Origin of the sequence: Streptomyces vulcanius (assembly GCF_042653945.1) — a bacterium.
Lineage (GTDB): Bacteria > Actinomycetota > Actinomycetes > Streptomycetales > Streptomycetaceae > Streptomyces > Streptomyces mangrovi.
Map to the genome: position 1 here is coordinate 263,102 of NZ_JBHSFK010000004.1, position 14,198 is coordinate 277,299.

The window sequence follows — 14,198 nt, forward strand, 5'->3', positions numbered from 1 at the left end:
CCATGCTGCAGCGCAAGCGATGGGTGGCGACCGTCCTCCTGGCCTTCGCCGTCGTCCTCGGCCTGAGCCATCCCTCGGCCCCGGCCACGGGTCGGCAACCGCCCCGAACGGCCGCCGAGTTCGATGTGCGGGACTACGGAGCCAAGGGCGACGGTTCGGCCAACGACAGCCCGGCCGTCGACGCGGCCATCACCGCCGCGAACGCGGCCGGCGGCGGCACGGTCCGCTTCCCCGCGGGCCGGTACAGGTCCGAGAACACCCTCCACATGAAGAGCGAGGTCACCCTCCGGCTCGACAAGGGCGCGACCCTCCAGGGGGCCGGCACCGACACCTACGACCCGCCCGAGGACAACCCGTACGACGCCTACCAGGACTACGGGCACAGCCACTTCCACAACGCGATGATCCACGGCGACCGGCTGCGGAACATCGGCTTCGTGGGCGAGGGCGTCATCGACGGGCTGGGCAACCTCATCACCGGCACCCCCAAGGCCGGCGAGGCAGACAAGATCATCTCCCTGACGCGGTGCGCCGGACTGCGCATCGGTGACGGACTCACCCTGCGTCGCGGCGGGCACTTCGCGGCTCTCGTCAACGGCTGCGCGAACGTCGTCTCCGACCGGCTGACCATCGACACGGCGAGCGACCGCGACGGCTGGAACATCATCTCCACCACCGACGTCACGGTCACCCGCGCCAGTATCAGGGCCAACGACGACGCGCTCGCCTTCAAGAGCGACTACGCGCTCGGCGCGAAACTCCCCAACGGCCATGTACAGGTGAGCGATTCGTATCTCTCGGCGGTCTGCTGCAACGCCCTGATGTTCGGCTCCGAGACCTGCGGCGACTTCTCCGACTACCGGTTCGCGAAGATCCGCATCGAGGGCTCGAACAAGTCCGGGCTCGGCATGGTCTCCATGGACGGCGCCAAGATCTCCGACGTCCACTACCGGGACATCACCATGACCGGCGTCCGCTCGCCGATCATGCAGAAGATCGGCACCCGTAAACGCTGCGGCAACGATCCGGGCGTCGGCTCCATCAGCGACATCACCTACGACAACATCACCGCCACCGGCTCGGATCCGTCGTTCAGCCCGACCCTGTGGGGCGAGAACGGTCACCGCATCAGCGGGGTCACCTTCACCGATGTCCACATCACCGTGCCCGGCGGCAACGGCACGATGTCGACGGCCGTGCCGGACAACGACTCCACCGACTACAACCCGAAGAGCATCGGCACCCGGCCCGCCTACGGCTGGTACCTGCACAACGCGGACCATGTCACCTTCAGGGACAGCTCGGTGAGGTTCGCCGCGGACGACGGCCGCCCCGCGGTCATCGCCAACGCGGCGAGCGATCTGCGCTTCCACCGCTTCACCGCCCAGCGCGGCGACGACTCACCGCACGACCTGGGCTTCCAGGGCGTCACCGGCTACCGCGTGACGGACAGTCACACCACCACGGGAGGGGCGCTCCGGGTCGCCGACACCGGGAAGGTCCGTCTGGAGGGACACTCATGAACCGCATCAGATCACTCGTCCTGACGGTGGCGGCGCTGATGATCGCCTCCGCCCTGCCGCTGCTCGGCGGTGCCCCGCCCGCCGCCGCCTCCGACAACGGTCTCTCGGTCCGCCCGGCGATGGGCTGGAGCAGCTGGAGCTTCGTGCGCCGCACACCGACCGAGGCGAAGATGAGGGCACAGGCCGACGCGATGGTGTCGAGCGGCCTCAAGAACCACGGATTCGTGTACGTCAACCTCGACGACTTCTGGCAGAAGTGCGACGCGAACGGCTTCGTCGTCGACTCCTACGGACGCTGGACCGTCGACGCGGCCAAGTTCCCCTCCGGGATGAAGGCGCTCGCCGACTACATCCACTCCAAGGGACTGAAGTTCGGCTTCTATGTGACCCCGGGCATCGCCAAGAACGCGGTCACCGCGAACACGCCGATCGAGGGGACCCCGTACCACGCCCAGGACATCGCGGACACCTCGAAGACCGAGAAGAACTACAACTGCAAGAACATGTACTACATCGACTACGGGAAGCCGGGCGCGCAGGAGTTCGTCAACTCCTGGGCACGGCAGTTCGCTTCCTGGGGCGTCGACTACCTGAAGATCGACGGGGTGGGAAGCCAGGACATCCCCGACGTCCAGGCCTGGGACAAGGCGCTGCGGGCCAGCGGCCGGCCCATCAACTTCGCGCTCTCCAACAACCTCCCGATCGCCGACGCCGCCACCTGGCGGCAACTGTCGAACAGCTGGCGCACCCAGGGCGACGTCGAGTGCTACTGCGGCCCGGGTGAGAACGGCAGCGGCTATCCGCTCACCGACTGGTCGCATGTCTCGGCCCGTTTCAACTCGGCGGCCTCCTGGCAGCCGTACGCGGGTCCCGGTGGCTGGAACGACCTCGACTCGCTGGAGATCGGCAACGGTGACCAGGTGGGGCTGACCGCCGACCAGCGCCGCTCCCACTTCACCCTCTGGGCCATGGCGGCGGCACCGCTGCTCCTGGGCACGGACCTGACCAAGCTCGACCCCGTCGACAAGGCGATGCTGACCAACGACCGGCTCATCGGCGTCGACCAGGACGGGGTCGCGGCGAAACGCATCGTGAACAGCGGTGTCCAGCAGGTCTGGAGCAAACGGGAGAGCAGCGGCGCGTATGTCGTGGCCCTCTTCAACACGGGGACGTCCGGGAACTCGACGGTCGGTGTGAACTGGTCGCAGGTGGGGTTCACCGGCTCCGGTGACGTCACGGACCTGTGGTCGGGGTCGCACAAGGGTGAGATCGCCGACTCGTACAGTGCGACGCTCCGACCGGGCGAGACCCGGTTGATCCGAGTGAAGCCGGTGGCTGAAAGGACGAACCCGTGAAACCCAGCAGAGCGCTGCCCTGGTGCCTCCCCCTCGTCCTGGCCGTGCCGCTGGTCGCACTGAGCGGCTCGGCGGCGCGGGCGGCCACCGACTACCAGGCCGAGGACGCCACGATCTCGCAGGGCGCCGTCGCCACCAACCACACCGGCTACACGGGCACCGGCTTCGTCGACTACACCAACATCACCGGCTCGTACGTGGAGTTCACGGTGAGCGCGGCCTCCGCCGGCGCCTCCCCGGTCACGCTCCGCTATGCCAACGGGACGGCCGTCGACCGGCCCATGGACCTCTCCGTCAACGGCACGGTCGTCGCCTCCGGTGTGACCTTCCCGGCCACCGCCGACTGGAACACCTGGGCGACGAAGAGTGTGAACGTCCAGCTCGGCGCGGGCTCCAACAAGATCCGCGCGACCGCCACCACGGCGAACGGCGGCCCCAACCTCGACCGCGTCAGCGTCGGCGCCGCCGCCGACACCCAGGCACCCTCCCGGCCGGGCCAGCCGAGTTGCCCGACCATCGGCGAGAACGGCCTCACCCTCGCCTGGGGCGCCGCCACGGACAACGTGGGCGTGGCCGCGTACGACCTCTACGAGCACGGCAACAAGCTCGCCGAGGCGGCGGGCGACGCGACGTCCAAGGCACTCACCGGCCTGAGTCCGAACACCACCTACAACCTCACCGTCATCGCACGCGACGCCGCCGGAAACGCCTCCCAGGCCAGCCCGGTCGTCGACTGCACGACCCGGCCCAGTTCCGACACCGCCCCGCCCACCAAACCCGGCACGCTCACCTCGTCGAACGTCGCGGCCGACAGCGCAGACCTGAGCTGGGGCGCCTCGACCGACGACGAGGCGGTCGCCGGCTACGACGTGCGCAGCGGCACGACGGTCTACAAGAGCGTCACAGGTACGTCGACCACGCTCACCGGGCTCGCCTGCAACAGCCCGTACACCCTGAACGTGGTGGCCCGCGACGCCGCCGGCAATGTGTCGCCGCAGAGCAACACGGTCACCTTCACGACGAAGGCCTGTGCCACTGACGGCGGGGTTCCCTCGTCCATCGGGACCGTCTCCAGCGGCTGGACCATCCCCTGGGGCACGTACTGGATGCCCGACGGGCAGACGGCGCTGGTCACGGAGCGGGACGACTTCCGGGTCTGGAAGGTCACCAAGGAGGGCACGAAGACCCAGGTAGGAACCGTGCCGAACGCCGTCACGACGAACGGCGAGGGCGGACTGATGGGTGTGGCCGTCGACCCGAAGTGGGCGACCAACCACTACGTGTACTTCATGCACACGGCCTCCGAGGGCAACCGGGTGGTCCGCATGACGTACAACGGCAGCTCCCTCACCGACTACACGGTCCTCCTCCAGGGCATCAAGAAGAACCGCTACCACAACGGCGGACGCCTCGCCTTCGGCCCCGACGGCTATCTGTACGTCTCCACCGGCGAGGCCCAGACACCCGAACTGGCCCAGGACAAAACGTCGTTGAACGGCAAGATCCTGCGGATGACCACGGACGGCAAGGCCGCCCCGGGCAACCCGTTCAACAACTACGTGTACAGCTACGGCCACCGCAATCCGCAGGGCCTCGCCTTCGACCGCAACGGCCGTCTGTGGGAAGCGGAGTTCGGCAACAGCTCCAAGGACGAACTCAACCTCATCAAGCCGGGCGCCAACTACGGCTGGCCGACCTGTGAGGGCACCTGTGACGTCTCCGGAATGACCAACCCGAAGAAGACGTGGAACGTCTCCGAGGCCTCGCCGAGCGCCATCGCCATCGTCCGCAACGTCGTCTACATGGCGTCGCTGCGCGGCGAGCGGCTGTGGCGGATCCCGATCAGCGGCGACACGGAGAACGTCGGCACGGCGACGGCGTACTACGTGGGCACCTACGGCCGCCTGCGGACCGTCACCAAGGTCCCGGGAGCCGACCAGCTCTGGCTGTCGACGACCAACGCGGACAACAACGGAGGTGAGGCGGACGGCGCGGACAAGATCTTCCGGGTGAGCATCGACTAGGACCCGCGGGGATCGCGCAGCCGATTCCGGGCGAGTGCCGCCGTACAGGACTTCCGGCGCATCCTGGTGTGCAGGACGTCCGGTGCCTCGCGGTACTCGCCCGGCCCGGTCGGCGCCCCGTCGGCCGGATGACCGACACCCGGGGACCCACGGCTACGTCCCTGTCGGTGCCGGGCACTCCGTGGCCGGCGGGCAGAACCAGGCGCGGGCCGTGTCGAGCAGTTCGCGCTCGTCGTCGGACACCCCGCCCTGGGTGCCGTAGACGATCAGGGCGTAGTTCTCGCTGTCCTCGGCCTCGAAGCGGTAGTCGATGACGTGGTACGAGGAACCGGTGTCGGGTTCGCCGCTCAGTTCGTCGGCCGTGTACTCGTGCTCGGCCGCCTGGCCCCCGGAGGGGTCCGGCACATACTGCACATGGGTCTCCTGGTAGCCGTCCAGGGTGCTCGCCGCCTTCTGGGCCTCCACCACCGAGGCGTGCGGGGAGTCCTCCATGACCTGGAATATCTGGATCCTGCGGATGCCGTCGGGGCCGCGGTACTCGACGATGTCGATGCCGTACTGCGATTCGGCGCTGTCTCGGGTCCATCCCTCGGGCACGGCGATCCGGAAGCCCTCGGAGTCGGTGAGGGCCTCGAAGCCCGCCGGCGGCACGGCCGATGGCGAGGCCGACGCCGTGGGCTCGTCCGTCGTCGGGTCCACGGAGGTGCTGCCGTCGGTGACCCCAGGGTCGACGGGTGCCCCCTCGGCCGGGGGGCGGTAGGGCTCCGGTTCGTCCTTCCAGATCAGGGCCCACCCGGCGAAGGCCACCGCGCACACGGTGAGCACGATCGCCGTGCGCTGGAGGATGTTCCGCTGGCGCGGCAGGTCGAGATACCGCTCGGTGTTGAAGAGCCGTTCGCGGCGCGATCCGGCCCACTCCTGCCGCTCGGTGTCGAACACTCTCATCGTCGCCGTCCTTGATGCCGTCTTTGGTACCGCACCGCCGTGTCCGTCATCGCATGTGCTCCGCCCATCAGCCGAGCAGTTGGGCGATGCCCTGGACGACCGCGGTGGCCGAGGCGACCGCGCCGGCCGCGGCGGCCTGGGATCCCAGCCAGCCCCGCACTCCGCCGAGCAGCCGGGCGAGCCTGCCGGGACTCGCGGTCCCGGATCCCGTGATCTCGGCCTCCGCGTCGGCGAGTTCACCGTCGAGCGCCGCGTCCTGGTCGCTGCGGTCCGCCGCCGGCGGCAACGCGCCGCGCAAGTCCCGGATGGCTTCGAGGAGTTCGGCGTGGCGCGGGTCCGGCCCGGTGCCGGTGGTGTTGTACGACGTCGCCTTGCCGTACGTGCCGGTGGAGACCGATCCTCCACTCATCGAACCGATACTGACGCCGCCGCCGTTGCCCGGCTGCTGTTCCGGAGTGCTCTGTCCGTCGCTCGACATGCCGTTCGTCCCTTGTCTCATGGCGTTCAGATCGCGTTGGTCGTCGGTGCGGCCGACGGGGTCGGGGTGGTGCCGTGGTGGGTGGCGCTGCCGTGGCTGCCCGTGGCCACCGCGCCGCCGGACATGTCCTTGATGAACACGCTGCCACCGCTGAGCTGGTAGACGTGCTGCTCGAACTCCTCGGTGCGGTAGCCGTGCGCCTTGAGCGCTTCACGGACCCCGTTGACGATGCGTTCCTGGATGGTCTTCACATAGCGGGTGCTGTCCATCCGCTGGAACTCCGACAGCCCCTTGGTGCTCACCAGTTCGCGGAGCGAGACCCTCGGCACGTCCGGGAGGGCGTCACGGTCCGACCATCCGGTCGCGAGGGTGTTGCGCAGGGTGGCGAGCCCTCCGATGCCGGCGTCGACTCCGACCACGGGCGCATGGCGCAGGGCGCGCAGCGCGGAGCGGACCCATGTCTCGGGGAGCCGGTCCACGAGGGTGTCGACGGCGCGGAACTCCCTGCGGACGGGGCCGAGGACGTAGGGCAGCACTTCGAGGACGAGCATGCGGCCCTGGGTGTGCACACGGACGAGGACGGTGACGACGACCTGTTCGTGCCAGGCACCGACCCGGATGCGCAGGAACACCCGCCGGCCCTCGCCGCCCTCGTCGACGGCCTCGCGCTGGTGGGCGGCGACCTGGGCGGGGTCGTAGACCGGCAGACCCCGGCTCCGGCCGGTGCCGCGCGGGACGACGGCCGGGTCGGGAACTCCGCCGACCTCCAGCTCCTCGTCGCGCTCCACACCTCCCGGCAGGTAGACGAATCGGTCCACCTCCAGGTCCCGCAGCCGGTCCTTGCCGCTCAGCGCGGCGGACTCACGCAGCCGGGTCAGCTGCGGCTCGATCATGGAGAGCGCGGTGTCCGCGGTGAGGGGGCCGCTGATCTGGCGCGGCAGACCACCGCCGTCGGTGGCGTCGGCGCCGGAGTCGGTTGTGCCCTTCTCGCCGGGCTGCCGGGGGCGCTTGCGGAGTTCCATCGCGAACGACCAGGGAGTGCCCTGTTGCCCCAGACCGACGAACGGGCTGTCGGGGCCGTACAGCGTGAGCATGGCCTCCTGCTCACGCCGCACGTCGTCGCGCAGCGTCTCGAACAGGGGACCCTCGGGCAGCTCCGGCTGGGTGGCGGTGGAGAACGTCCAGCGGGCCAGCCGGCGGCACAGGGCCTCTCGCTGCCAGGTCTGGTACCACCAGGCGATGAGCGCCAGCGCGAGGGGGAACAGCAGGGGGTACGGCGTCTGGGCGTGGCCGTCGAGCAGTGCGGAGACGTACGAGTACCAGTAGAAGAAGGCGAAGGCCCAGGCTCCCAGGGACACCAGGGATCCGGCGCCGTCGGCGGCCTTGGCGACGGGGTCGGGCAGTCCCGCGGATCGGGCGGCGCTGCCGCCTCCGCCGGCCCGGTGGGCGAACCACAGGGCCAGGGCGACCAGCGCGTACAGCGCCGACCACGGCAGCGGTCTGCCGTTGCTCAGCTGGTCGTCGCCCTGGAACATCGCGGCGAGGACGTCGCTGAAGTCGACGTCGGCGCCGTGACCACGGCGGTCGGCGACCCTGTCCCAGAACATGATCACGTCGGACAGGAAGAAGCCGGCCCAGGCACCGAGCATGAGCAGCGCGGTACGTGCCTCCTGCCGGGTCACCTGGAGGGCGTGCGCGAGCACGGGCAGGACGTCGACGCCGTTGGGAGGCGCGACGGGCCGCTCGCGGTGATCGACCAGCTCCTCGATGACCCGCCGTCGGAATCCCAGGTCCTGGTAGACGCCGACGCAGAGCAGGCGGGTGCCCTCCGTGCGGCTGTAGCGGTGTTCCGGAAGGCTCACGCCAGACACGTCACTCCCCCTGATGGTCCGTCGCACTCGTCCGACGGGGTGACGAGCATGACGGGCCCGTCACTCCCGTGTCGAGGGATGAGGCGGCAAAAATACGACCGAAGTGGCCTATGTGTGACGGGAGTTGCTTCAGGTTGCACCGATGGAGTGAATGGCGGCGCACCTGCTGTACGAAGTGGCCTTCTGCTGCTATGGCCCGATGGCGGACGGAAAGAGAAAAGCCTCGGCTCCCGGAGCAGGTGCTCCGGGAGCCGAGGCGTCGTCCCGTGATCAGGCGGGGGTGATGTTCTCCGCCTGCGGGCCCTTCTGGCCCTGGGTGATGTCGAAGGTCACCGCCTGGCCTTCCTGCAGCTCACGGAAGCCGGAGGCGTTGATGTTGGAGTAGTGCGCGAAGACGTCCGGTCCCCCGCCGTCCTGGGCGATGAAGCCGAAACCCTTTTCGGCGTTGAACCACTTGACGGTTCCGCTGGCCATGCTGGTGCCTCTCAGTCGCTGTCAGGAACCGCACCGCGCGGCCCCCGGAGGTAGTCGCCCTGGTCGAACACAGCACAGCAAAACGCCCGCGCAACAGCGCGGGCAGGTGTTGCGAACCACGACATCTGAGAGCGACGCTACACGCAGAAGCCGCTCCTCACCAGCAGACTACCGACCTTTCCCGCAGCATCCGCCCGATTGTCCCGACTCCGCTTCCGGGGTGGGCGGTGCGCTCAGCCGAGGGAGCGGTAGAAGTCCAGGTGGCGCCGGGCCGCGGTGGCCCAGGTGTGGTGGGCGGCCAGACGGCGGCCGGCGGCGCGACGGACCGGGTCGTGGTGGGTGAGAGCCCTGCCGAGTTCGTCGGCCAGGGCTTGCGGAGTGGCACCGAATCGGGCGGCGGGCCCGAAGACCTCGCGCAGGACGGGGAGGTCGCGGACGACGAGCGGTACCCCGGCGGCCAGCGCCTCCATCGCGGCGAGCCCGAACCCCTCCTTGAGGGAGGGGAAGGCGAAGGCGTCGGCGGCCGCGACAAGTGCGGGGAGGTCGTCGTCGGGGACGGGGCCGAGGACGACGGGGGCGATGCCGAGTCCACTCGCGCGGCTCTCCCAGCGGGTGCGGTAGTCGCGGTAGTCGAAGAGGGTCTCACCGCCCGCGATCACCAGCCGTACGCCGGGGTGTGCGGCCCGCAGCAGCGCGTACGCCTCCAGCAGGTCCAGTGATCCCTTGCGGGGCTCGATGCCTCCGACGCTCAGGACGTAGCGGCCCAGCCGGTCCCTCCAGCCGGCCCGGGCGGCCGGGGCCGTGGTCGCGAAGCGTTCGTACGCAACGCCGTTGGGGATCACCTCGGCCTCGATGCCCCAGCCGGCGGCGAGTTCGTCGGCGACCGACCGTGAGACGCACAGGTGCGCGTACGGCTCGACGATGGCCCGCTCGTGGCAGGCGGCCAGTTCGGGCGTCGTGAACCGGTCGAGGTGGTGGACCGTGCGGACGCAGGGGCCCGCCGCGTTGGCGCTGATGCAGTCCTGGGCGTGGACGACGTCGTACGGGGCCGGGTCGAAGGCCGCGCGCAGGGTCGCGATGGAGCGCAGGATGCGCGCGCCGACCGTCTCGTCGGGCGGGCCGTCCGGGAAGGGCACGATCCGTACGCGGACGGCCGGGGCCACCGGCCGGAAGAAGCCGTCGTCGCCGCCCCGGCCCAGCGACCAGACCGTGACGTCCTGCCCGGCGGCGGCGAGGGCCTCGGCGAGGGCGAGGGTGTGGACCACCCCGCCGCGCGGCTTGGTGGAGTAGCTGAGGAGGGCGATCTTCACGAGGTCGTCTCCCGGTAGGCGGCGGGCCGGCGCTCGTCGAGGTGGCGCAGGACGCGGCGGGCGCGGTCGATCTCCTCGGCGACGTCGATCTCGGCGACGGCGAGGCCCGCCTTGGCCCAGGTGCGGGCCAGGATGTCGCCGCCGGGGCCGACGACCTTGGACTGGCCGAGGAAGCGCATGCCGCCCATGGCGCCGGTCTGGTTGGAGGAGGCGAGGACGACCTGGTTCTCGGCGGCACGGGCCTGGTCGTAGAGGTCGAAGAGCTTGGCCTGGCGGTCCTGGGCCATCCGCGGGGCCCGGTTGGTGATGCTGGTGGGCCATGCGGAGAGGCAGGCGAGGATCTCGGCGCCGTCCAGGGCGAGGGAGCGGGCGGACTCCGGGAACGTCTTGTCGTAGTCGATGAGCATGCCGATGCGGCCGACCGGGGTGTCGAAGGCGTCGAAGCGGTCGCCCGCGGTGTAGGCGGCGATCTCGCCGGCCGGGAGGTGGACCTTGCGGTGGCGGCCCAGGATCCCGTCGCCGCTGACGCACACGGCGGCGTTGTAGCGCTCGCTCCCGCCGTCCTCGCAGTAGCCGACGCAGACGACCATCTCGGCGGCCAGGCGGGCGACCCGGAGGATCAGCGGGTCGTCCGGCTTGAGCGCCGGCGGCAGCGCCTCGGGGTCGGGGTGGCGCAGGTCGGCGAGGTAGCCGCCGAGCGCGGCGTCGGGCAGGACGAGCAGTCCGGCGCCCGAGCCCCGTGCGTCGTCGACGAGTTTGGCGATACGGGCAAGGTCGAACTCCAGGTCGCGGCCGAAGTGGGCGGCGGCGGCCGCGATCCGGATGCTGCTCATGGGCTGACGACTCCTGCGTAGGTGTAGGTTTCCGGGCGCCGGTCGCGCAGGTGCCCCATCGAGCGGCGGGCGGTCTCCAGGGCCTGGGCGACATCGAGTTCGGCGACCGCCAGGCCGGCTCCGACACCGGTGTCGGCGAGGATCTCGCCGCCGGGGTCGACGACCTTGGCGCTGCCGACGAAGCGTAGCGACCCGAAGGTACCGGCCTGGTTGGCGGAGATCCACACGATCTGGTTCTCCAGTGCGCGGGCCCGGTCGAAGAGGTCGAAGCGGCGCTTCCAGCGGTCGTCGACGAGGTCGGCCGCGGCGTTGGTCCGTGAGCCTGGCCAGGCCGAGACGACCACGCCGATCTCGGCGCCGTCGAGGGCCAGCGCGCGGGCCGACTCCGGGAACGCCTTGTCGTAGCAGATCATCATGCCGATCCGGCCGACCGGGGTGTCGAAGGCGTGGAAGCGGTCGCCGGAGGCGTAGCTGGCGTCCTCGCTGAGCGGCTGGTGGACCTTGCGGTGGTTGCCGAGCACACCATCGCCGTTGACGCAGACGACGCTGTTGTAGCGGGCGGCGGCGCCCTTTTCGAAGGCAGCCTCGCAGTAGCCGGCGACGACCGTCATCTCCCCGGCGAGGGAGGCCAGTCGGCGGATCTCGGGCCCGTCGAGGGCGAGTGCGGGCGGGCCCTCGTCCAGCGCGCTGTCGTCGTCGAGGCTGAGCAGATAGCCGCCGAGGCAGGCCTCCGGCAGGGCGAGGAGCCGTACCTCCTGCTCGCGGGCCTCCTTGATCAGCCGCTCGGCGACGGCGAAGTCCTCTTCGAGATCGCGGCCGAACTCGGCGGCGACGGCCGCCATTCGCAGGGTGGTCATGCGCTCCCCATCCCGGTCACCGTGGAGGTGACCGCTTCTGTGATCTCTCCGTCGGGCCAGCGCAGGCCGACGCCCTGTCCGTCCGTCAGTTCGCCGCACACGGCGCCCGTCGCGGGCCCGGCCGGCAGCGGCGGGGCGTCCCGCGCGTCGGCAGTGAGCATCGCGAAGCCGGGGAAGCAGGTGAACCAGTCGCCCGCCGACGCCGCGTCCGGGCGGGGTACCGCGGCCACGTCGAGAACGGCTCCGCAGCCGCTCGCCTCCGCGAGCATGCCGAGGGTGCCGGCGATCCCCGCCATCGACACGTCCTTCGCGGCGGCGGGCCGGGCGGCGGCCACCGCGCCGGTCATGGCCCGCAGTTCGTCCGTACGACGCCGGGTGGACGAGTCCCACTGACGGCCCCGGTAGCCCGCGCGCCAGCTCCCGCCGAGGTCCGCCGTGAGCCGTACGGCGTGTCCGGGACGCCCGCCGCCGCCCGGCACCGGGCGGTCGGTGCGGCCGAGCGCGGTCACCGACAGGGCGGCGGGGACGCCCAGTTGGGTGTGTCCGCCGAGCACCGGGACACCGTAGGCCTGCGACGCCCGGGCCAGTCCGGCGAGGATCCGCGCGGCATGTGCGGCGTCGCGGGCGCCGACGGCGTCGAGCAGACCGAGCGGTGAAGCACCCATCGCCGAAAGGTCGTTGACGTTCACGAGGACCGAGCACCAGCCCGCCCACTCGGGGTCGCGCTCCACCATGGACGGCACGATGGCGTCGCAGGCGGCGATCACGTCCGTGCCGGGGACGGGAGCGCCGTCGTCACCGGCGTAGCCGGCGGGAGCGGGCAGCGCGGTGAGCAGCGGGCCCAACGCGGCCTTCGTGGTGGCCACTTGTGCCGCGATGCGCCCGATCGGCCACCGCATCAGCACATGCGGCGCACCCGCGACGGTCGTCCCGCGCACCGGGCGCCAGCCGAGCCGCCCGAAGAGGACTTCGTTGCGTGCCTGGACGGTCGCGTCGAAGCGCAGCACGCCCTCCGTCTCCGCCCGCGCGCAGGCCGCCCGGACGAGTGCAGCCCCGATGCCGTGCGGGCCGCGGGCGCCCGGTGCGACCACGAGCCGGCCACCGGCCCACCAGCCGATGTCGGGGCCGTCGTTGACGGGACCGAGCCGTACGCCGCCGACGACGGTGCCCGTGTGGTCCTTGGCGACCAGCACGAGGGTGCGGGGATCGGCGTCCCGTTCGTCGAGGTCGTGGCCCGTGAAGAGGCCCTGTTCGTGGACGAAGGCGTCCCGGCGCAGTCGGCGGTAGGCGGCCGGCTCGGCTTTCCCGGCGGCCTGTTCGATGTGGAACGCGGGCCGGCGGGCGAGTGTGCTGCGGTCTCCGAGAAGCGCGAGGATGTCGGCCGGGCCGTCCGTCGTGGGCGGTGCCGTGGAACCGTCGAGGTACACGGTCATCACCCGCCCGCCGTCTTCAGCACGCTGCACGCCCCGCAGGCCGCGCAGCCGGCCCGCTGGTCGGCACCGTTCATCCCGGCCGCGCGCAGCTTCCCTGCGACGCCCTCGGTGACGTACCGCAGCAGCTCCGCGCTCGGGGGTCCGGCCCCGTCGCGGGCGGCGAGCGTGCCGCCCATCGGGCGGAAGGGGACGACGAAGGGGTACACGCCCCGGTCGATCAACTCCCCCGCGCCCGCGATGAGTTCGTCGGGGTCCTCGCCGAGGCCGACGAGCAGGTAGGTGGAGACCCGGTTGGGCCCGAAGACCCGTACCGCCTCGTCCCACGCGGCCTCGTACTCGGTCATCGGGACGGTGGACTTGCCGGGCATCCAGCGCCGCCGTACCTCGTCGTCGAGGGACTCGACATGAAGGCCGATGGCGGTCGCTCCGGCCTCGTGCAGCTCACGGATCCAGGCGAGGTCGCCGGGCGGTTCGCACTGCACCTGGACGGGCAGGCCGGGCACGGCGTCGAGGACGGCGCGCACGGAGCGTACGAGGTTGCGGGCCCCGCGGTCGGGTCCGGTGGTGGTGCCGGTGGTCATGACCATCTGCTTGACGCCGTCCAACCGCACGGCCGCCTCGGCGACTTCGGCGAGCTGGGCGGGCGTCTTGGCGGCCACGGTGGCACCCGAGCGCAGGGACTCCTCGATGGTGCAGAAGCGGCAGCGGTCGGGCTCGGCGTAGCGGATACAGGTCTGGACGACGGTGGTGGCCAGGACGTCGGCCCCGTGCAGTCGGGCGATGTGCTCGTAGGGGACGCCGTCGGCGGTCGTCAGGTCGTAGAACCTCGGCCGGCGTACGGCGGTCAGGGTCAGGCCGGTGTCATCTTCGCCGAGCCAGACCCTGCCGTCCCGTACGGAGTAGGGGCTGGTGGGGTTGGTGGGCAGCGCGGCGTTGGCACCGTCGACAAGGACGTGTCCGTCGTCGCTGGGCCCCGCGCCGTCCGGCCGCCGCACGGGGGCGTCCGACGCCACTCCGTGCAGGGCGAGTTCGGCGCGGGTCATGATCCGCACATCCACCGCCGTCGATCCGGTGCCAACGCTCACGGCAGGCCCC

At 71.0% G+C, this 14,198-nt stretch carries 12 protein-coding genes; 3 read left to right on the forward strand and 9 right to left on the reverse strand.

Annotated elements, in window-relative coordinates:
* The first annotated feature begins 2 nt into the window (after positions 1-2).
* From ACFPIH_RS08150 to ACFPIH_RS08160, 3 genes are read left to right on the forward strand one after another with little or no spacing between them, the layout of a single operon-like run.
* The gene (locus tag ACFPIH_RS08150; protein ID WP_381169693.1) at positions 3-1,523 is read left to right on the forward strand and encodes a glycoside hydrolase family 28 protein; all 1,521 of its coding nucleotides are present in this window, start codon (positions 3-5) and stop codon (positions 1,521-1,523) included.
* Positions 1,520-2,878, forward strand: coding sequence for a glycoside hydrolase family 27 protein (locus tag ACFPIH_RS08155; RefSeq protein ID WP_381169695.1), 1,359 nt, complete (start codon positions 1,520-1,522; stop codon positions 2,876-2,878). Before ACFPIH_RS08150 ends, ACFPIH_RS08155 begins: the two co-directional genes overlap by 4 nt.
* Positions 2,875-4,902, forward strand: coding sequence for a PQQ-dependent sugar dehydrogenase (locus ACFPIH_RS08160; protein WP_381169697.1), 2,028 nt, complete (start codon positions 2,875-2,877; stop codon positions 4,900-4,902). Before ACFPIH_RS08155 ends, ACFPIH_RS08160 begins: the two co-directional genes overlap by 4 nt.
* A 153-nt stretch (positions 4,903-5,055) precedes the next feature.
* Here ACFPIH_RS08160 and ACFPIH_RS08165 read toward each other — a convergent pair whose 3' ends face one another.
* The 9 genes from ACFPIH_RS08165 to ACFPIH_RS08205 form a co-directional block, all read right to left on the reverse strand.
* On the reverse strand, positions 5,056-5,847 hold the full coding sequence (locus tag ACFPIH_RS08165; RefSeq protein WP_381169699.1) for a hypothetical protein: 792 nt from the start codon (positions 5,845-5,847) through the stop codon (positions 5,056-5,058).
* 67 nt (positions 5,848-5,914) lie between these two features.
* Entirely contained in the window at positions 5,915-6,325 is a 411-nt protein-coding gene (locus tag ACFPIH_RS08170) for a hypothetical protein (RefSeq protein WP_381169701.1), read from the reverse strand.
* Between the two features lie 26 nt (positions 6,326-6,351).
* Positions 6,352-8,187, reverse strand: coding sequence for a hypothetical protein (locus tag ACFPIH_RS08175; RefSeq protein ID WP_381169703.1), 1,836 nt, complete (start codon positions 8,185-8,187; stop codon positions 6,352-6,354).
* A gap of 279 nt (positions 8,188-8,466) precedes the next feature.
* A complete protein-coding gene (locus ACFPIH_RS08180) occupies positions 8,467-8,670 on the reverse strand; it encodes a cold-shock protein (protein WP_037751662.1) in 204 nt (67 codons plus the stop codon).
* Between the two features lie 233 nt (positions 8,671-8,903).
* Positions 8,904-9,980 carry an MSMEG_0565 family glycosyltransferase gene (locus ACFPIH_RS08185; RefSeq protein ID WP_381169705.1) on the reverse strand — a complete coding sequence of 359 codons (1,077 nt, stop codon included), beginning with the start codon at positions 9,978-9,980 and terminating at the stop codon, positions 8,904-8,906.
* Positions 9,977-10,813, reverse strand: coding sequence for a carbon-nitrogen hydrolase family protein (locus ACFPIH_RS08190; RefSeq protein ID WP_381169707.1), 837 nt, complete (start codon positions 10,811-10,813; stop codon positions 9,977-9,979). Before ACFPIH_RS08190 ends, ACFPIH_RS08185 begins: the two co-directional genes overlap by 4 nt.
* The gene (locus ACFPIH_RS08195) at positions 10,810-11,670 is read right to left on the reverse strand and encodes a carbon-nitrogen hydrolase family protein (RefSeq protein WP_381169709.1); all 861 of its coding nucleotides are present in this window, start codon (positions 11,668-11,670) and stop codon (positions 10,810-10,812) included. The genes ACFPIH_RS08190 and ACFPIH_RS08195 overlap by 4 nt, the downstream gene beginning before the upstream one ends.
* A complete protein-coding gene (locus tag ACFPIH_RS08200) occupies positions 11,667-13,133 on the reverse strand; it encodes an MSMEG_0567/sll0787 family protein (protein WP_381169711.1) in 1,467 nt (488 codons plus the stop codon). The genes ACFPIH_RS08195 and ACFPIH_RS08200 overlap by 4 nt, the downstream gene beginning before the upstream one ends.
* Positions 13,103-14,188 carry an MSMEG_0568 family radical SAM protein gene (locus ACFPIH_RS08205; protein ID WP_381169713.1) on the reverse strand — a complete coding sequence of 362 codons (1,086 nt, stop codon included), beginning with the start codon at positions 14,186-14,188 and terminating at the stop codon, positions 13,103-13,105. The genes ACFPIH_RS08200 and ACFPIH_RS08205 overlap by 31 nt, the downstream gene beginning before the upstream one ends.
* Positions 14,189-14,198: the final 10 nt, after the last annotated feature.